Origin of the sequence: Pseudomonas sp. PS02290 (assembly GCF_029960075.1) — a bacterium.
Taxonomy (GTDB): domain Bacteria; phylum Pseudomonadota; class Gammaproteobacteria; order Pseudomonadales; family Pseudomonadaceae; genus Aquipseudomonas.
This window is the reverse complement of record NZ_JASCOY010000021.1, coordinates 1-19,217: the sequence shown is the minus strand read 5'-3', so window position 1 is coordinate 19,217 and position 19,217 is coordinate 1. Positions and strand designations below refer to the sequence as shown.

At 59.2% G+C, this 19,217-nt stretch carries 14 protein-coding genes and 1 pseudogene; 10 read left to right on the top strand and 5 right to left on the bottom strand.

Annotated features, from left to right (window positions below; translation table 11 throughout):
- Nucleotides 1-5 precede the first annotated feature (5 nt).
- The gene (gene rhlB / locus QMX88_RS12160; RefSeq protein ID WP_282369560.1) at nucleotides 6-1,472 is read left to right on the top strand and encodes an ATP-dependent RNA helicase RhlB; all 1,467 of its coding nucleotides are present in this window, start codon (nucleotides 6-8) and stop codon (nucleotides 1,470-1,472) included.
- 32 nt (nucleotides 1,473-1,504) lie between these two features.
- Here the strand turns inward: rhlB and moaE are convergent, their stop codons facing one another.
- The 5 genes and pseudogenes from moaE to QMX88_RS12135 all read right to left on the bottom strand — a co-directional run.
- Nucleotides 1,505-1,954 carry a molybdopterin synthase catalytic subunit MoaE gene (gene moaE, locus QMX88_RS12155; RefSeq protein WP_282369558.1) on the bottom strand — a complete coding sequence of 150 codons (450 nt, stop codon included), beginning with the start codon at nucleotides 1,952-1,954 and terminating at the stop codon, nucleotides 1,505-1,507.
- 1 nt (nucleotide 1,955) lies between these two features.
- On the bottom strand, nucleotides 1,956-2,201 hold the full coding sequence (locus QMX88_RS12150) for a MoaD/ThiS family protein (RefSeq protein ID WP_192171893.1): 246 nt from the start codon (nucleotides 2,199-2,201) through the stop codon (nucleotides 1,956-1,958).
- Nucleotides 2,202-2,203: 2 nt separating this feature from the next.
- The gene (gene moaC, locus QMX88_RS12145) at nucleotides 2,204-2,689 is read right to left on the bottom strand and encodes a cyclic pyranopterin monophosphate synthase MoaC (RefSeq protein WP_282369556.1); all 486 of its coding nucleotides are present in this window, start codon (nucleotides 2,687-2,689) and stop codon (nucleotides 2,204-2,206) included.
- Nucleotides 2,690-2,836: 147 nt separating this feature from the next.
- Nucleotides 2,837-4,231 (bottom strand): PhoH family protein, encoded by a 1,395-nt coding sequence (locus QMX88_RS12140; RefSeq protein WP_065991946.1) that lies wholly within the window; start codon nucleotides 4,229-4,231, stop codon nucleotides 2,837-2,839.
- Between the two features lie 377 nt (nucleotides 4,232-4,608).
- Nucleotides 4,609-5,799, bottom strand: a pseudogene (locus QMX88_RS12135) (polysaccharide deacetylase family protein); the annotation flags it as partial.
- 183 nt (nucleotides 5,800-5,982) lie between these two features.
- Between QMX88_RS12135 and yaaA the strand changes: the two are divergent.
- From yaaA to QMX88_RS12090, 9 genes are all read left to right on the top strand, one after another.
- Entirely contained in the window at nucleotides 5,983-6,762 is a 780-nt protein-coding gene (yaaA, locus tag QMX88_RS12130; RefSeq protein ID WP_282369550.1) for a peroxide stress protein YaaA, read from the top strand.
- Nucleotides 6,763-7,758: 996 nt separating this feature from the next.
- On the top strand, nucleotides 7,759-9,075 hold the full coding sequence (locus QMX88_RS12125) for a nucleotide sugar dehydrogenase (protein WP_192171832.1): 1,317 nt from the start codon (nucleotides 7,759-7,761) through the stop codon (nucleotides 9,073-9,075).
- A 129-nt stretch (nucleotides 9,076-9,204) separates the two neighbouring features.
- Nucleotides 9,205-10,686 (top strand): mannuronan synthase, encoded by a 1,482-nt coding sequence (gene alg8, locus QMX88_RS12120; protein ID WP_192171833.1) that lies wholly within the window; start codon nucleotides 9,205-9,207, stop codon nucleotides 10,684-10,686.
- A gap of 53 nt (nucleotides 10,687-10,739) precedes the next feature.
- The gene (locus tag QMX88_RS12115; protein ID WP_282369544.1) at nucleotides 10,740-11,912 is read left to right on the top strand and encodes an alginate biosynthesis protein Alg44; all 1,173 of its coding nucleotides are present in this window, start codon (nucleotides 10,740-10,742) and stop codon (nucleotides 11,910-11,912) included.
- A 2-nt stretch (nucleotides 11,913-11,914) separates the two neighbouring features.
- Nucleotides 11,915-13,327, top strand: coding sequence for an alginate biosynthesis TPR repeat lipoprotein AlgK (gene algK, locus QMX88_RS12110; protein ID WP_133772048.1), 1,413 nt, complete (start codon nucleotides 11,915-11,917; stop codon nucleotides 13,325-13,327).
- The gene (locus QMX88_RS12105) at nucleotides 13,324-14,829 is read left to right on the top strand and encodes an alginate export family protein (RefSeq protein ID WP_192171835.1); all 1,506 of its coding nucleotides are present in this window, start codon (nucleotides 13,324-13,326) and stop codon (nucleotides 14,827-14,829) included. The genes algK and QMX88_RS12105 overlap by 4 nt, the downstream gene beginning before the upstream one ends.
- A 27-nt stretch (nucleotides 14,830-14,856) precedes the next feature.
- Nucleotides 14,857-16,491 carry a mannuronan 5-epimerase AlgG gene (gene algG / locus QMX88_RS12100; protein ID WP_282369541.1) on the top strand — a complete coding sequence of 545 codons (1,635 nt, stop codon included), beginning with the start codon at nucleotides 14,857-14,859 and terminating at the stop codon, nucleotides 16,489-16,491.
- A 13-nt stretch (nucleotides 16,492-16,504) separates the two neighbouring features.
- Nucleotides 16,505-17,944, top strand: coding sequence for an alginate O-acetyltransferase (locus QMX88_RS12095; protein WP_282369539.1), 1,440 nt, complete (start codon nucleotides 16,505-16,507; stop codon nucleotides 17,942-17,944).
- Between the two features lie 7 nt (nucleotides 17,945-17,951).
- Complete coding sequence (locus tag QMX88_RS12090) at nucleotides 17,952-19,088, top strand: mannuronate-specific alginate lyase (RefSeq protein ID WP_192171838.1); 1,137 nt, start codon at nucleotides 17,952-17,954, stop codon at nucleotides 19,086-19,088.
- The last annotated feature ends 129 nt before the right edge of the window (nucleotides 19,089-19,217 follow it).

Genomic DNA, 19,217 nt, shown 5'->3' with positions numbered 1-19,217 from the left:
TCACCGTGCTCAAAGCACTTAAAAAGATGTTCGGAAAAAGCGAGGCTGAGCCGCTCGCGCCTGCTGCTCCCCTCCCCGTCCCCCAGCGCCAGACCGAAAGCGTCTCGCGGGAACCGTCAGCAGCAGAAGTGCACGTGCCTGCGCCCGAGCATTTGGCAGCCACCGCACCGGCCGTTACATCGCCCGTTAGGGCTGAACGCCCGCGCCGAGAACGTGCGCCCAAGCCCGTCGTCATTCCCTGGAAACCCGAAGACTTCGTCGTCGAACCCCAGGAAGGCAAAACCCGTTTCCACGATTTCCCCCTCGCTCCCGAACTGATGCACGCGATCCAGGACCTGGGATTCCCGTACTGCACGCCAATTCAGGCCGGCGTTCTGGGTTACACCCTCAAAGGCCGCGATGCCATCGGCCGCGCCCAGACCGGCACCGGCAAGACCGCCGCCTTCCTGATTTCCATCATTACTCAACTGACCCAGACGCCTCCGCCGAAAGAGCGCTACATGGGTGAACCCCGTGCGCTGATCATTGCGCCGACCCGCGAGCTGGTGGTGCAGATCGCCAAGGACGCCGAGGCGCTGACCAAATACACCGACCTCAACGTGATGACGTTCGTGGGCGGCATGGATTTCGACAAGCAGCTCAAGCACCTCGAAGCGCGCCACTGCGACATTCTGGTTGCCACGCCAGGCCGTCTGCTGGACTTCGCCCAGCGCGGCGAAGTGCACCTGGACATGGTTGAGGTGATGGTCCTGGACGAAGCCGACCGCATGCTCGACATGGGCTTCATCCCTCAGGTCCGCTCGATCATTCGCCAGACTCCGCACAAGGGCGAACGTCAGACGCTGCTGTTCTCCGCCACCTTCACCGAAGACGTGATGAACCTGGCCAAGCAGTGGACGACGGACCCTGCGATCGTCGAGATCGAATCCCTGAACGTCGCCAGCGACACCGTCGAGCAGCACATCTATGCCGTGGCCGGCGCCGACAAGTACAAGCTGTTGTTCAACCTGATCAACGACCACGGTTGGGAGCGGGTGATGGTGTTCGCCAACCGCAAGGATGAAGTGCGACGCATTGAAGAACGTCTGGTGCGTGACGGCATCAATGCCGCGCAGTTGTCAGGCGACGTGCCGCAGCACAAGCGCATCAAGACGCTGGAAGGTTTCCGCGAAGGCAAGATTCGCGTGCTGGTGGCCACCGACGTCGCCGGTCGCGGGATTCACATCGACGGCATCAGCCACGTGATCAACTTCACCCTGCCGGAAGTACCGGACGACTACGTGCACCGCATCGGCCGCACCGGTCGTGCAGGCGCAGACGGCGTGTCCATCAGCTTCGCCGGGGAAGACGATTCGTATCAGCTGCCGTCGATCGAAGAGAAGCTGGGCCGCAAGATCAGCTGCGAAACGCCGCCGACCGTGTTGCTGCGACCGGTGGTGCGCGTGCAGCGAGCGATTCCTGCGGCGGAATGACGCCACGCGCCTGCGAATGCTGAGCCCGCAGCCTATTTCCAGCGATCTGCAGCCATGTGATCGCTGTCGCGGCCCTCAACCCAGCGCGGCCCTTCTGAAGTGTTTTCCTTCTTCCAGAACGGCGCGCGGGTTTTCAGGTAGTCCATGACGAAATCACAGGCCTCGAACGCGGCCTGGCGATGGGCGCTGGCCGCCGCGACGAACACGATTGGCTCGCCCGGTTCCAACTCGCCCACGCGATGAATCACTTCCAGCTTGAGCAACGGCCAGCGCTGTTGCGCCTCATCAACAATTTTAAGCAGCGCCTTCTCGGTCATGCCGGGGTAGTGCTCGAGAAACATCCCCGCGACCTCACGGCCGTCGTTGAAATCCCGCACATAGCCCACAAAGCTGACCACCGCACCCACGCCGACGTTGGCGTCGTGCATGGCATTGACTTCCGCGCCCGGATCGAACGCGGCGGCTTGTACTCGAACGGCCATATCAACCTCCGGTGACGGTCGGAAAGAACGCCACCTCATCGCCCGGTTCGACGGCCGTGTCCAGCGAGCACAGCTCCTGGTTGCGGGCGCACATGATGCCTTTCTCACTCAGCACTTCCCACACACCGCCGCGCTCGAGTAAATGCTGGCGCACGGCGTCGATGGTGGCGAATGAGCCTTCGAGGTTCTCGCTCTCGGTGCCGAGGGTTTCGCGAAAACGCGCGAAATATTGGACTTGTACGTGAATGGTCATTGGGCGAGCACCTGGTCGTCGGCGATGAAGTGTCCGCTCTTGCCACCGAGCTTTTCGAGCAACCGCACGTGTTCTATGGTCATGCCGCGGTCAACCGCCTTGCACATGTCGTAGATGGTCAGGGCGGCGATGCTGGCGGCGGTCAACGCTTCCATTTCCACCCCGGTCTGGCCGGAGAGTTTGCAGCGCGCAACGATGTGCACGGTGTCAGGGCTTTCAGCGGTGAGTTCGACCTTCACGCCGGTGAGCATCAACGGATGACAGAGGGGAATCAGATCGCTGGTTTTTTTCGCGGCCTGGATGCCGGCGATGCGCGCGACGGCAAATACGTCCCCTTTGGGATGCCCGCCTGCGACGATCATTTGCAGGGTTTCGGGCAGCATGCGCACGCGCGCTTCGGCCACCGCCTCACGGAACGTCACGGCTTTTTCAGTGACGTCGACCATGTGGGCGCGACCTTGGGAATCGAGATGAGTGAGCACGGGATGACTCCTGAACAGGAGCGGGGATTGTAGGGAGTTAGGACTGCTAGCCACAAGCTGCAAGCTACAAGCTACAAGCTACAAGCTACAAGCTAGCGACATTGAGTGAGCGCGAGCTTGCAGCTTGAGGCTTGACGCTTGAAACTTTTAGAGATGGCTCTCCGCGTATTCAGCCAGGATCGAGCGTGGAACACCTTGCAGACTGATGTGCACGCCGTTGGGGAAGTCCTTGAAACGCTCCGTCAGGTAGGTCAGCCCCGAACTGGTTGCCGACAGATAAGGCGTGTCGATCTGCGCCAGGTTACCCAGGCAGACCACTTTAGAGCCCGCGCCGGCACGGGTGATGATGGTTTTCATCTGGTGCGGCGTGAGGTTCTGGCATTCATCGATCAGGATCAGGCTCTGCTGGAAGCTTCGGCCGCGAATGTAGTTGAGGGATTTGAACTGCAGCGGCACCTTGCTCAGGATGTAATCGACGCTGCCATGGGTGTTTTCATCATCCATGTGCAACGCTTCCAGGTTGTCGGTGATCGCGCCGAGCCATGGCTCCATCTTTTCTGCTTCGGTGCCGGGCAAAAAGCCGATCTCCTGGTCGAGCCCCTGCACGCTTCGGGTGGCGATGATGCGGCGATAACGCTTGCTGACCATGGTCTGCTCGATGGCAGCGGCCAGGGCAAGAATGGTCTTGCCCGAACCGGCCGCGCCGGACAGGTTGACCAGATGAATGTCCGGATCGAGCAGCGCAAACAGCGCCAGCCCCTGATAGATGTCACGCGGTTTCAGCCCCCACGCTTCCTGGTGCAGCAGCGGCTCCTGGTGCATGTCCAGCAACAGCAGCTCGTCAGGCTTGACGCCTTTGACCCAACCGACGAAGCCTTGCTCATCGATGATGAACTCGTTGATGTGCACAGACGGAATCTGCTCGATCATCTGCACTTTGTGCCAGGTACGGCCATGATCCTGGCGGGTATCGACTTTGCTCACCCGGTCCCAGAAAGAGCCGGTCATGGTGTGGTAACCGCGGGACAGCATCGACACGTCGTCGACCAGTTGGTCGGTGCTGTAGTCCTCGGCCTCGATGCCGCAGGCCCGCGCCTTCAGGCGCATGTTGATGTCTTTGGTGACCAGTACGATGCGCGTGTCCTTTTTCCGCGCATGCAGGTCGATCAGCTGGTTGATGATGATGTTGTCATTGAGGTTGTCAGGCAGCACCCGGTTGGGCTCTTGCCGCTTGTTCATGAGGATGGACAGATAACCCTTGAATACGCCTGTACCGCGATCGATCGGTACGCCTTTTTCAACCTCCTCCGGGGTCGCTTCGCCGAGTGTCTTGTCAATCAACCGGATCGCCTGCCGACATTCAGCAGCCACCGAGTGCTTGCCCGCCTTGAGCTTGTCCAGTTCTTCCAGGACCGTCATGGGGAGTGCAACGTGATGTTCTTCGAAATTCAGAAGCGCGTTTGGATCATGGATCAATACGTTGGTATCGAGCACGTAAAGGATTGGCTGGTTAGAGGAAGGGGTGCGTCCGTGGTCATCCATACTCGCTCACCTTTGTAGTAGCCAAGTGACGCAACACACAGCGATGCTGCGCCACGAAAAGGCCGCCGAGGCTTTCCCCTTGAGGCAGGAGAAAATTGCGCAAAGTGGGGTCTGGAATGACGCCACCTGTGTTGCAGGGTTCGGCGGTCTGTTGTCGTAATACCGCAAAACCGATGACATAAAAACGCGTTTCGGCGCTTTTTGAAGTTTATTTCTCGGGGGGACAATTAGCCCTTGGCGGATGGGTCAGCCGCGTTTAAAGTCGGAAGTCCGGTCCGGGACAAATCCTCAGAAATTTCCCACGTACCCTTTCATTGTTCCCCTTCTTTCACTGGCGGCACCGTCTGCTCAACCGCTGCGCCCGGCTGCTCGGCTGGTTCGTCTGCGGCGTCATCGTCGGGCGTATCATCCTCCTCATCCGGTGCATCTTCTTCGTCCGCCAACTGCTGCGGATAGATATGGCAGTCTTCCCACATCACGCCGCTTTGCGCGGTATTGGCCATCAGCCATGGCACCGCCTGCTGCGGTTTGTCTGTGCTGTCATGGAACACCACATTGCCGCGCCGCCAGAGCAGCATCAGCGTGAGCACCCGGTTGGCAGCCTGCTCGGCGCTGATGCGTCCTGTACTGTCTTGGGAATCAATGTTCCACAGAGAGACTCGCAGCTGCTGGTCGCGGAAGAATGGCGCGCTGTCGGCACGACGATGGCCGTAAGGCGGGCGGAACAGCGGCACGAAATTGTCCGGCAGCACCTGCTGAACCAGCGCGGCGGTGCGCTCGATGGAGTCTTGCCAGTCCCGCCAGTGGGCGTGGGACCTGAACTCCCAGCCCTGCAGGCCGACGCATTGCTGGCGGTAGAGCGTTTGCAGCGCCTGGGGCGAGGTGCTGTCCAGACGACTTTGCAGGGCCTTGCCCAGCACAAAGAACGTGGCGGTGATCTTCTGTTGGCGCATGAAGTCGGCCAGCCAGTCAGTCGCCCCGTCAGCAACGGTCGGACCGCTCTCGAAATTGAGCAGGAAGGTCCTGTCGGGCATTTCTTCGCCGCTGAGTTCGTCGGAGTTGTAGCGCTCGATCTCGCTGCTGGTCTGCGGGAACAAGGCGGCCATGCGCAACAGTTCGTTGAGATAACGCTGGTTGAAGGCATCGGCCGGCGCAGCCCACTTGGCATAGAAGGAATCATCGGCCACTTTGTATTCGGCGGCGCGTTGACGCAGCATCGGCACGTCGTCAACCAGCACACAGAATGATGCGTCGGCTTCACAGTTTTTTTCAGCGAATGTCCAGTTCTCGAACAGCCGCGTCCATAGCCGTGTGCGGATCAGGTTCACCGTCGGCAGGTTGATCTGCCGCAGGCCCAGACGCGCACTCAGCTGGGCGTCGCTGAGGTTTTCGCTTTCCAGCAACTGATGGGCGAAGCTGAGAATTTGCGCACGAGACGCCACGTCGAACAGCTGCGGCGTTTCGAGAGCCTCCGGCCAGACTGCGCGATCCAGCATCGCAATATCGCCCGTGGCCGCCTGTGCGTTGAGCCCCAGCAAACAGGCTCCGATCAATAACAGCATGCGCAACACGACGTGCTCCCAATCCTTGATGAAGAGGCCGAAAACCGGCGAGGCACTATAGCGGATTTGCCTTGGGCCAGAATGCCGGATTCCGGCACCGCTGCTGCAGGAGCGCGCCTATCGACACCATAGCTGGAGTGATCCGCACGCAACCCCTAGAATCGCCCGACGATCAAAGGAGACCTGCCCATGCTGATGGTGATTTCCCCAGCCAAAACCCTCGATTTTGAAACACCGCCCACCACCAAGCGCTACACCCAGCCGGAATTTCTGGATCACTCTCAGGAGCTCATCAACCAGCTGCGCGACATGACCCCGGCGCAGATCGGTGAGCTGATGCATCTGTCCGACAAGCTCTCCGGCCTCAATGCCGCCCGCTTTGGCAGCTGGAATCCGGCGTTCACCCCAAAAAACGCCAAACAGGCGCTGCTTGCATTCAAGGGTGACGTGTACACCGGTCTCGACGCCGACACCCTGAGCGGACCCGATCTGACGTACGCCCAAAAGCACCTGCGTATGTTGTCCGGGCTCTATGGATTGCTTCGTCCTCTGGACCTGATGCAACCCTATCGCCTGGAAATGGGCACCAAGCTGGCCAATGCCAGGGGCAAGGACCTTTACGCATTCTGGGGCGACCGCATCAGCGAGTGGCTGAACGAAGCGCTGAAAGAACAAGGCGACGATGTGCTGCTCAACCTAGCGTCGAACGAGTACTTTTCAGCGGTCAAGCGTCCGGCACTGAATGCCCGCGTGATCGAAACCGAGTTCCGCGACCAGAAAAACGGTCAGTACAAGATCATCAGTTTCTACGCCAAGAAAGCCCGGGGCATGATGACTCGCTTCGTGATTTCCGAGCGTATCAGCAAGCCCAAAGACTTGACGCAGTTCGATGCTCACGGCTATCGATACAGCAAAGAGCTGTCCTCCCCGGACAAGCTCATCTTCCTGCGCGATGAGCAAGACGCCTGACCTGCACCTACCCGTCCTCTCGCCTGCAAGCATCGCCCGTCTTCAATGGTTGACGGGCGCCGCGACGTCATTCAATCCCACTTCGGTGCACTTCTCAGGAGACCTGCCTTGCATTTTTAGTGCGCATCGGTTGGTCCCATCATTCGAATGCGTCTATCCATCCAACCGAAAGTAAAGATTAACAGTGACGCTGTTCGCAAATTCCCACACTTACTTAGTTCATAACCTGCAGTTTGCGCGGACGAACGGTAGTGCTGCCGACTAATTGGCGCCAACTAACAGTCAGAAACTAAGTGCTCTTTTTTTTCTCAAAAATTTAACAACTTTTTTTTCAGATTTCGGTACGTTGATTTGAACGAGTGACACTCCAGTCTGCACGTCGGCCAAAGCCTTACAAACTAAGGCTCAAACCTTGGTTGGCCCCACGTTGGATCCTGCTGAAAACCGCCTGGTGTTACGAAAAATCTCAAAAAGAGGACGAGCGGCCCGGAACTTATGGGGAATGCCCACGCTCCTACATCCCGTAACAATTCTCGTCCCCCATGTAGGACATCTCTTACATGGCACATGGACAGATCTGGAAGTTGCTTCTCAACGAAGTTAGACCCGTCGGTCAAGTGGTACGTACAAGGAGTCACGCACCAAACTAGTTGAAGTGAATTGAGCTAGCACCATTCGGGTGCCCGCAGTCGTGAATCGGGACTGATTCATCGGGAGACGGCTAAAAGCCTTGTCCTTGACCGCCTGAGCACGACGCGCAAACCATCCGCTGGAGTGCCTGCCACATCCCAGATCGGGAACCTATATAAATATGTATGGGCTACTCGACACTTTTGATCTGTAACATTCGGGTTTGCCTTTCATATAGGTAACTCACCCCTTAATTCTGCCTGTGCTTGTCACGCGACATTCATTGCCGTGCGTACGAGTGCGCAAAAGTTGTAAGACAGTTTTTATATTCGGCCAACTAATGGCGTAAACATCGAGGAGATTACTATGCGTATCAGCATCTTTGGTTTGGGCTATGTCGGTGCAGTCTGCGCAGGCTGCCTCTCGGCGCGTGGTCATGATGTTGTTGGCGTGGACATCTCCGCCGCCAAGATCGATCTGATCAACAAAGGCAAATCGCCAATCGTTGAGCCAGGTCTGGGCGAGTTGCTGGAAACCGGCATCAAGACCGGCAAACTGCGCGGCACCACAGACTTCTCCGCCGCCATTCGCGACACTGACCTGTCGATGATCTGCGTCGGCACGCCAAGCAAAAAGAACGGCGATCTGGAGCTGGACTTCATTGAATCGGTCTGTCGCGAAATCGGCTTCGTACTGCGTGACAAGAGCACCCGTCACACCATCGTCGTGCGCAGCACCGTTCTGCCGGGCACCGTCGCAAACGTTGTCATCCCGATCCTCGAAGACTGCTCGGGCAAGAAAGCCGGCGTCGACTTCGGTGTCGCGGTCAACCCTGAATTCCTGCGTGAAAGCACCGCGATTGCCGACTACGACCATCCTCCAATGACCGTTATCGGCGAATTCGACAAGGCGTCCGGTGACGTTCTGCAGTCCCTGTACGAAGAACTCGACGCACCGATCATCCGCAAGGACATCGCCGTTGCCGAAATGATCAAGTACACCTGCAACGTATGGCACGCGACCAAGGTCACCTTCGCCAACGAAATCGGCAACATCGCCAAGGCAGTCGGCGTCGACGGCCGTGAAGTGATGGACGTGGTCTGCCAGGACAAGGCTCTGAACCTGTCGCAGTACTACATGCGCCCAGGCTTCGCGTTCGGCGGTTCCTGCCTGCCGAAAGACGTCCGTGCCCTGACCTACCGCGCCAGCTCTCTGGACGTTGAAGCCCCCCTGCTCAACTCCCTGATGCGCAGCAACGTTTCCCAGGTTCAGAACGCTTTCGACATCGTCGCCGCCAGCGACACTCGCAAAGTCGCCCTGCTGGGTCTGAGCTTCAAGGCCGGTACCGATGACCTGCGCGAAAGCCCACTGGTCGAGCTGGCAGAAATGCTGATCGGTAAAGGCTACGACCTGAGCATCTTCGACAGCAACGTCGAATACGCTCGCGTTCACGGCGCCAACAAAGACTACATCGAGTCCAAGATCCCGCACGTCTCGTCCCTGCTGAACTCGGACTTCGACGCGGTCATCAACAACTCCGACGTGATCATCCTGGGTAACCGCGACGAGCGCTTCCGTGCACTCGCCAACAACGCGCCAGCCGGCAAGCGTGTGATTGACCTGGTGGGCTTCATGAAAGGCACCACCACCGAAAACGGTCAAATCGAAGGTATCTGCTGGTAACACACAGCGAGCTGCAAGCCACGAGCTGCAAGTTTCAGGCTTCATCCCTCCAGTCCCGGGCGTCAGCGCCAGCGACTGGAGGTTTGAAGCTTGCGGCTTGAGGTTGCAACTGACTTAGGGATACACACTATGCAAAGGCTGAAGCACGGCTTCCTCCAGGCCGCAGGTTGGCTGTTTTATCTGACGTTGCTGGCGGCCATAGCCATGGCGCTGCCTGCATCGCTGTTTGACTCGCACTCCAAAGATTTTATTTTCCTGATCGGTATCGTCGGCATCTGGCGTTACTCGATGGGCGCAACGCACTTCGTGCGCGGCATGATTTTCCTGTACATCGTCTACCCGCACCTGCGCCGTAAAGTGCGCAAGCTGGGCAAGGCAGCCGATCCATCCCACGTGTTCCTGATGGTCACCAGCTTTCGTATCGATGCGCTGACCACCGCTCAGGTGTACAGCTCGGTGATTCGCGAAGCCATCAAATGCGGCTTCCCGACCACCATCGTGTGCTCCCTGGTGGAAATGTCCGACGAGCTGCTGGTCAAGGCACTGTGGGCCAAATACAACCCGCCGGAGCACGTGAAGCTCGACTTCGTGCGCATCGCCGGTACCGGCAAGCGTGACGGCCTGGCGTTCGGTTTCCGCGCCATCTCCCGCCACATGCCCGACGACCGCGCCGTGGTTGCGGTGATCGACGGTGACACCGTTCTGGCTGAAGGCGTGGTGCAGAAAACCGTTCCGTGGTTCCAGCTGTTCGGCAATGTCGGCGGACTGACCACCAACGAGTTCTGTGAAGTCCGCGGCGGCTACATCATGAGCGAGTGGCACAAGCTGCGTTTCGCTCAGCGTCACATCAACATGTGCTCAATGGCGCTGTCCAAGCGCGTGCTGACCATGACCGGCCGTATGTCGGTGTTTCGCGCCACCGTGGTGACGGACCCGGCGTTCATCGCCGACGTGGAAAGCGACTCGCTGCAGCACTGGCGTCTGGGCCGCTTCAAGTTCCTGACCGGCGACGACAAGTCCAGCTGGTTCAGCCTGATGCGCCTGGGCTACGACACGTTCTACGTGCCGGATGCCGCGATCAACACCGTTGAGCACCCGCCGGAAAAAAGTTTCCTGAAGGCCAGCCGCAAGCTGATGTACCGCTGGTACGGCAACAACCTTCGGCAGAACTCCCGTGCATTGGGTCTGGGCGTTGGTCGTCTCGGGGTCTTCACCAGCATCGTGCTGTTCGACCAGCGCGTGTCGATGTGGACGTCGATCCTTGGCCTGACCGTCGCGATGCTGGCGAGCCTGAAGTTCGGTATCGAATACCTGCTGGCGTACCTGCTCTGGATTGGCATCACCCGCCTGATCCTGACGCTGCTGCTGTCGTGCAGCGGCCACAAGATCGGGCCGGCCTATCCGATGATTCTCTATTACAACCAGATCGTTGGCGCACTGATGAAGATCTACGTCTTCTTCCGTCTCGACCGACAGTCCTGGACCCGCCAGGACACAAAACTGAGCCGCGACATGGCCAGCTTCCAGGGTTGGTTCAACACCTGGTCGTCGCGGACCATGACTTTCTCGGCTGGCAGCATCTTCGTTGCCGTGCTGCTGACAATGGTCTGACCGGGCCTCTGACCGAAACAATGGATCAACTCGATTAATCAGGAATTACCACCATGAATACAGCCGTGAATGCCAATGTCGTACATGAATCCGAAGCCCAGCGTCAGCACGCACGGGTCAAGATCCCGGCCAAACTGCGACTGCTCAATGGTCAGCCGAACGCTCCGCTGGTGCGTGTCGAGGACCTTTCCGCAGGCGGTCTGAGCTTTGTAGCGCCTGCCAACCTGCGTCCAGCCGTCGGTGAGGTCATCAAGGGTCGTCTGCAGTTCCTGATCGACAACCTCGGTCTGGCCATGGACGTCGACCTGCAGGTGCGCACCATCGATTCGAGCACCGGCCGTGTCGGCTGCCAGTTCCAGAATCTGGAATCGCAAGACATCTCGACTCTGCGTCATCTGATCACTTCGCACCTGTCGGGCGACCTCATCAGCATGGGCGAAGTGCTCGCGACCCTGCAGCGCGATAACTTCACCAAGGCACGCAAATCCAAGGACGGCGGCAGCGGCCTGAGCGCATTCGGTCGTCTGCGTGCCGTGACCTTCAGCATCGGCATCTTCGCCGTCGGTGTGATTGCGTTCGGCTTCGTCGCCAAATCGGTCTACGGCATGTACTTCGTCAGCCACTCCACGTCGGGCCTGGTCAGCGTGCCGAGCCTGGATGTCACTATGCCACGTGAAGGCACTGTGACCAGCCTGGTCGCCCCTAACGGCAACGTCGCCAAAGGCGCTCCGCTGGCGACCTTCAACACCAGCATGCTGGACATGTTGAAAGGCAACCTGGACCCGGACGAAATGCAGCCGGCCAAAATCGAAGAACTGTTCGGTCGTCAACTGGCCGGCACCATGACCAGCCCTTGCGATTGCGTCGTGGCCAAGCAACTGGTCGCCGACGGTCAATACGCCAGCAAAGGTCAAGTGATCTTCCAGATGGTCCCGCGCAACGTCGCCGCCAATGTCGATGCTCGCTTCACCTATCGTCAGTTCGCCGATGTACAGCCGGGCGCTCGCGTGACCTTCCAGGTCGCTGGCGAAGACGGCGACCACAGCGGCAAGATCGTCAGCGCCACGGCTCTGAGCCCTGCTGACCTGTCTTCTGACATCCGCGTTCAGATCCAGCCTGACGAAGCCATCAACAGCAGCCTGGCAGGTCGCCCGGTTGAAGTGGTGAGCACTCGTGGCCCGTCGCTGAACTGGTTGATCGATAAAGCCACGGCGGCAGGTTTCTAAACATGGCTAGCCCACTACGAAGCTTGTCAGCCCCTACATTGTTGAGCCTGGCGATCGCTATCGGTTTGGGCGGCTGTGCCGGCCTGCCCGATCAGCGCCTGGCCAACGAAGCCCTGAAACGCGGCGACACCGCGCTGGCGGAGCAAAACTATCGGCAACTGGCGGACCTGGGCTATAGCGATGCACAGGTCGGCCTCGCGGATATCCAGGTGGGTACCCGCGACCCGGAGCTGATCAAGCAGGCCGAGGCAACGTATCGCGCTGCAGCCGCCACTTCGCCTCGGGCGCAATCGCGCCTGGGCAAGTTGCTGGCGGTCAAGCCGAACTCCACCGAAGCCGAGCAACGTGAAGCCGAAGGTCTGCTGAAGAAAGCCTTCGCCAATGGCGAAGCCGGCACGCTGATTCCGCTGGCGATGCTCTATCTGCAATACCCGCACACGTTCCCGAACGTGAACGCGCAGCAGAAGATCAACGAATGGCGCGCTGGCGGTTACCCGGAAGCGGGTCTGGCCCAGGTGCTGCTGTATCGCACCCAGGGCACCTACGACCAGCATCTGGCTGAAGTCGAAAGCATCTGCAAGCAAGCCCTGCGCACCACCGACGTTTGCTACACCGAGCTGGCGACGGTCTACCAGAAGCGTGGCGAAGCCGACAAACAGGCTGCGCTGATCGAGCAGATGCAAAGCGGCTACGCCATGGGCAGCGTGCCTGCCATGCGTGTCGACAGCGTCGCTCGCGTGCTGGCGGATTCGACAATCGGCAAGCCGGACGAAAAGACCGCGCAATCGCTGCTGGAGAAAGTTGCCCCCGGTTACCCCGCTTCGTGGGTGAGCCTGGCGCAGTTGCTGTACGACTTCCCCGAACTGGGCGACGTCAACAAGATGATGGAATACCTGGACAACGGCCGTGCTGCGGATCAACCGCGCGCCGAACTGTTGTTGGGCAAGCTGTATTACGAAGGCAAGCTGGTCTTGCCGGATGCGAAGAAAGCCGAAGAGCACCTGACCAAGGCCGCTGCGACGCAAATCTCCGCGCATTACTACCTGGGTCAGCTGTATCGCCGGGGTTATCTGGGCCATCCAGACCCGCAGAAAGCTGTCGACCAGTTGCTGACCTCCGCACGCGGTGGCCAGAACAGTGCCGACTTCGCCCTCGCGCAGTTGTTTTCGCAAGGCAAAGGTATCAAGCCTGATCCGGTCAACGCATGGGTCTTCGGCCAGCTCGCACTGGCTCAGGGCACGCCGCAAGCGACGGATCTTGCGCAACAACTGAACGAACAATTGCCGCCTGAGAAGCGCGCCCAGGCGCAGAGCCTTCTCCAGCGAGAACAGCAGGTCCGCGGCACAACCGCGCAAAACGCGTTGGCCTTGCAGACACTGCAAGAAGAAAAAGACGGCGGGGACGCACCTCTATGAAGCTTAAGTTGAACCCTCTGATGGCGGCCGGATTCGGTCTGGGCTTCTCCCTGATCTGGGCCACGCCGACACTGGCAGCCCTGACCGACACTCAGAATTTCGGCATCGAAGTCAAAGCGACCGGCCAGATGGAAGACGACCGTGACCTCGGCACCCGCAGCGGTGGCGACGTCAACGGTGTCGGTCTGGATCTGCGTCCGTGGGCCTATGGCGAGTGGGGCAACTGGAGCGGTTACGCGATGGGCCAGGTAGTTACCGCTACCGACACCATTCAGACCGACCCGCTGGATCAGCAGGTCACTGACGCAAACGGCCAGAGCGCCCAGCGTTCACGCAGCACGTCGAACAGCCGCAAAGTGGATGACAGCTACGCTGCCCTGCGCGAATTCTGGATCGGCTACAGCGGTTTCACGCCTTACCCTGGCGAGATCCTGAAAGTCGGTCGTCAGCGTCTGCGCAATGACGACGGTCAGTGGCACGACACCAACATCGAAGCGGTGAACTGGACCTTCGACACCACCCTGCTCAAGGCAGAAGTGGGCGCCGCCCAGCGCTTCAGCGAATACCGTACCGACCTGACCGAGCTGTCGGCACAGGACAAGGATCGCTCGCACCTGTATGGCGACGTGGAATACCAGTGGACGCCAGGCCAATGGGCAGGCGTTCGTGCGCACCACAGTCATGACGGCGGCAGCCTGAAACAACAGGGCTCAGCCATCGACGACCTGGACAAGACTTCGCGTGGCGACCTGACCTGGCTGGGTCTGCAGGCCAACAGCGACGCGTACAACTACCGCAACCTGAACACCGTCAACTATTGGGGCAGCCTGACCTGGCTGACCGGCGATCGTGACCGCATCGGCACCACCTACAACGCGGCCGAAGATCAGTACGTGGCCGGTGAGAAGAACAGCGAAAACGTCAACGGCTGGGCCACCGACCTGGGCCTGCGTTTCCGACTGGACCCGATGTGGCAAGTGGGCGGCGCCTACTCCCGCGCCAGCAAGAACTACGAGCAGAACGGTCTGGAAAGCAACCGCTCGAACTGGACCGGTACCCGCTCGCGCGTGCATCGCTTCGGTGAAGCGTTCCAGGGCGAAATGGCCAACGTGGAGTCGGGCTCGCTGTTCGCGTCCTGGCAGATGCAGGACGAGTACGACGCCTCGCTGATCTACCACAAGTTCCGTCGCGTCGACGGCCATTCGGGCATCGGCGGCGCAGGCATCAACCCTGCTCAGGAAAATGTCGATGACGATGGCGTCAGCACCTTTGCCTCGCTGCCCCTCGAAGACGGCCGCAAGGACCTGGGCCAGGAAATGGACCTCGTCGTCACCAAGTACTTCAAGCAAGGCCTGCTGCCTGCTGCGGTAAGCCAGTCGTTCGACGAACCGTCGGCGCTGATTCGTCTGCGTGCAGGCGTGTTCAAACCGGGCGATGCGTACCACAGCGGTGTAGACGATTACATGCACCGCGCCATCGTCGACGTCATCTGGCGCTTCTGATGCAAGCCGCGATAGGAGTGCAATGAGATGAACAGTCAAGCAAGCAGATTGCGTCACCGGGCATGGCCCTATGCCCTGCTGGAAAGCGCTGTGCTGAGCAGCGCCTTGCTGCTCGCCAGCACTGCGGCCATGGCCAACAGCCCGCTGCCGGTTCCCGCCCCTGCGGCGCATCCGGCGGATGGCAAGGATGTGCTGGTCAAAGGCCTGCATCAGGCCAAGACCTACTCCATCAGCAGTCCGCCCATTGAGCCGCTGTTGATGGACAAACCAAAACTGCCTGACCTCTCGGGTTACACCCAGCAGGCCATGCAGAAGAAGATCGTGCGCAGCAAGCCGGGCAAGGTTGCGATCAAACGCATGATGCAGGAAGACTCGCTGAAAGAATTCATCGGCGGTGACAACAAGATGGCCGAATGGGTGGCCCGTCAGCACGGCATCCCCCAGGCGATCTTCATCGAAGATGGCTACATGACCCTGCAGGAGCTGGCGAAGAAGGTGCCTAAACAGTACCTGAGCGAAACCTCGCCGGGCGTTTTTCTGGCGCGTCTGCCGATCGTTGTCGGCAAGAACGGCATCTTTGAAGTCGACAAGAAAACCACCGAGCTGCGCCTGTCTCAGGATGCCGGTGCGTTTCTGGTCAACGACAACCTGCTGTTCATGTCCGACACCAAGCTGACCGGCTGGAGCGAGAAGTCCAACGGCCCGTCGACGTTCAAGGCGCCGAAGGAATTCCGCCCGTTCCTGCTGTCCTGGGGTGGCACCCAGACTTACATGTTCAACACCAAAGTGGCGAGCCTGGGTTACAACAACAGCAAGTCGTACGGCGTCAGTATTTCCCAGTACACACCGAACATGAAGGCGCAGATGAACCGCGCCGAGCCAACCGGCTGGATCGTCAATTCTGACTTCTCGGACATGTGGTACGGCTTCTACTGCTATGAAACCCGCGACTTCGTGGTCAAGGGCAGTACCTACCACGACAACATCATCTACGGCATCGACCCCCATGACCGTTCCCACGGTCTGATCATTGCCGAGAACACGGTGTACGGGACCAAGAAAAAGCACGGGATCATCGTCTCCCGTGAGGTGAACGACAGCTTCATCATCAACAACAAAAGCTACGACAACCACCTGTCCGGCATCGTCCTTGACCGTAACAGCGTGAACAACCTGGTGGCGTACAACGAGATCTACCGCAACCACACCGACGGCATCACCTTGTATGAGAGTGCCGACAACCTGCTGTGGGGCAATCGTGTGTTCGCCAACAAGCGTCACGGCATCCGGGTTCGCAACAGCACCAACATCAAGCTGTACGAAAACCTGGCCATCGGTAACGGTTTGATGGGCGTCTATGGCCACATCAAGGACTTGTCGGACACTGACCGCGACATCAAGCTCGACCCGTTCGATGCCGAAGTCTCGCTGATCATGGTCGGCGGCGAACTGACCTCCAACGGTTCAGGCCCGCTGTCCATCGACTCGCCTCTGAGCGTCGAGCTGTACAAAGTCTCGATGCTCGCACCGACCAAAGCCAGCGGGATCAGCTTCAACGGTGTACTGGGCGACCGTCAGGACGAAATCCTCGATCTGCTGGTGCGCCAACAGAAAGCCGTGTTGATCGACCCGGTCGAAAGCCAGAAACAACTCCGGGACTGAGGAAGATATTTCTATGCACGCACATTTGATCAAACTGCTCAGCCTCTCGGGCCTGACCGCTGCACTGTTCGCCGCCAGCAATAGCGCGTATGCAGCGGACACTACAGCCCCGACCTTCACGGCCGAGCCTTGCTGCAGTCTGTGCCCTGAAGCGCACGACGAAAAAAACTACGTCAGCCGCTACCAGCAGAACTTCACCACGCTGGTTCAGGCCCAGGGCGACTGGTTGTTCCGGACCCGCGAAGATCTGCGCACCGAATTCGACACCACGCCTGAAGGCTATCGCCGCATGCAAATGCTGCACGACGCCTTCAAGAGCAAGGGTGTAGAGCTGGTCGTGGTGTATCAGCCAACCCGCGGGCTGGTGGATCGCAACAAGCTGTTCCCGGCCGAGCGCGACAAGTTCGACTACAACACCGCGCTGCGTAACTACCAGGCCATGCTCGGTCGTTTCGCGAAGATGGGCTACACCGTGCCGGACCTGTCGCCGTTGACCAACGAGCAACAGGCCCATGATTTCTACTTCCGCGGTGACCAGCACTGGACGCCGTATGGCGCTCAGCGCACAGCAAAAATCGTCGCTGATTCTGTGAAGAAAATGCAGGCCTTCGCCGGTGTTCCACGTCGTGAGTTCGAGACCCACCTGTCAGGTCGCATGGGCAAGAAGGGCACTCTTCACAACATGGCCGGTCAATTGTGCGGCACGAGTTACGCCATCCAGTACATGGACCAGTTCGAGACGGAACCCAAAGGCGAAGCAGCCGACGGCGACCTGTTTGGTGACTCCGGCAATCCGGAGATCACGCTGGTGGGTACCAGTCACAGCGGCAAGAACTACAACTTTGCCGGCTTTTTGCAGGAATACATTGGTGCTGATGTGCTGAACGTCGCCTTCCCGGGCGGCGGCCTTGAAGGTTCGATGCTGCAGTACCTGGGCAGCGAAGACTTCCAGAAACACCCACCGAAGATTCTCATCTGGGAATTCTCGCCGCTTTACCGCCTGGATCAGGAGACCATCTATCGCCAGATGATGTCGCTGCTGGACAACGGCTGTGAAGGCAAACCGGCAATCATGAGCACCAGCACCACCCTCAAACCAGGGATCAACGAGTTGCTGGTCAACGGCAAAAACGGCATCAAGGATGTGCGCAACGGCAGTAATCAGATCGACATCAAGTTCGCCGACAACTCGGTGAAAACCCTTCAGGCGCGCCTCTGGTACATGAACGGTCGCCACGAAGACTTGAAGATCGAGAAACCTGAAACATCTGAAACCGACGGGCGCTTCTCCTTCGAACTGCGCGATGACAAAGACTGGGCTGACCAGCAATTGCTCGCACTGGAAGTGCAGGGTCCGGAAGCGGGCGCTGCGCCACAGCAGGTCGAAGCGAAAGTATGCAAACGCAACGTGTTCCCGAATGTCGCGCATCAAACCGCGCAAGCCGGGTTATGAGGCTCTTATGCACACTCCAAAACTGATGCTCCCTACCCTTCTGTCGCTGGCAATGATGTCCTCCGCACTGTTCGCCACCGGCGCCAGCGCTGCGTCGACACTCGTGCCGCCGCAGGGTTACTACGAAGGTGTCGAGAAATTCAAGACGGGCCAGGGCAAGTTCAGCTGTGACTCCATTCCGCAGCCCTACACCGGTCCGCTGCAGTTTCGCAGCAAATACGAAGGTTCGGACAAAGCCCGCGCGACGCTGAATATGGTCTCCGATCAGGCTTTTCGTGATGCGACCAAAGACATCACCACCATGGAGCGCGCCACCAGCAAGGTGGTGATGCAGTACATGCGTGACGGTCGCCCGGAACAGCTCGATTGCGCGCTGAACATGCTGACCACCTGGGCCAAGGCCGATGCGCTGGAGTCCACCGACTTCAACCACACCGGCAAGTCGATGCGCAAATGGGCATTGGGCAGCATGTCGTCAGCCTATCTGCGCCTGAAGTTCTCCGAGTCGCATCCTCTGGCCACCCGCCAGCAGGAATCGCAGGTGATTGAGGCCTGGTTCAGCAAACTGGCGGATCACGTCGTTAGCGACTGGAACAATCTGCCGCTCGACAAGACTAACAACCACTCCTACTGGGCAGCCTGGGCCGTGATGTCCACGGCAGTCGCGACCAATCGCCAAGACCTGTTTGACTGGGCAGTGAAGGAATTCAAGATCGGCGCCAATCAGGTTGACCCGCAAGGTTTCCTGCCGAACGAGCTCAAGCGCAAACAGCGTGCGCTGGCGTACCACAACTACGCACTTCCGCCTCTGGCCATGATCGCGAGTTTCGCCCAGGCCAACGGTGTCGATTTGCGTCAGGAAAACAACGGTGCGCTCAAGCGTCTGGGTGATCGCGTGCTGGCTGGCGTGAAGAACTCCGGCAGCGAATTCGCCGCCCGCGATGGCGAAAAGCAGGACATGACGGACCTGAAGACCGACATGAAATTCGCTTGGCTGGAACCGTACTGCTCGCTGTATGACTGCGGCCCGGACGTACTTGAACAGAAACACAAGATGCAGCCGTTCAAGAACTTCCGTCTTGGCGGCGACCTGACCCGCACTTATGACCCGACCCATGAAAAGGGTGACAAGGGCGGTTCGTAAGAGCAAAGGCTCCAGCAGTGTTCGCCGTGGTGTGATCCACCGCGAACCCACTGTAGGAGTGAGCTTGCTCGCGATAGCGATGTATCAGTCAGAGCGGCATCAACCGGACTGACGTATCGCGAGCAAGCT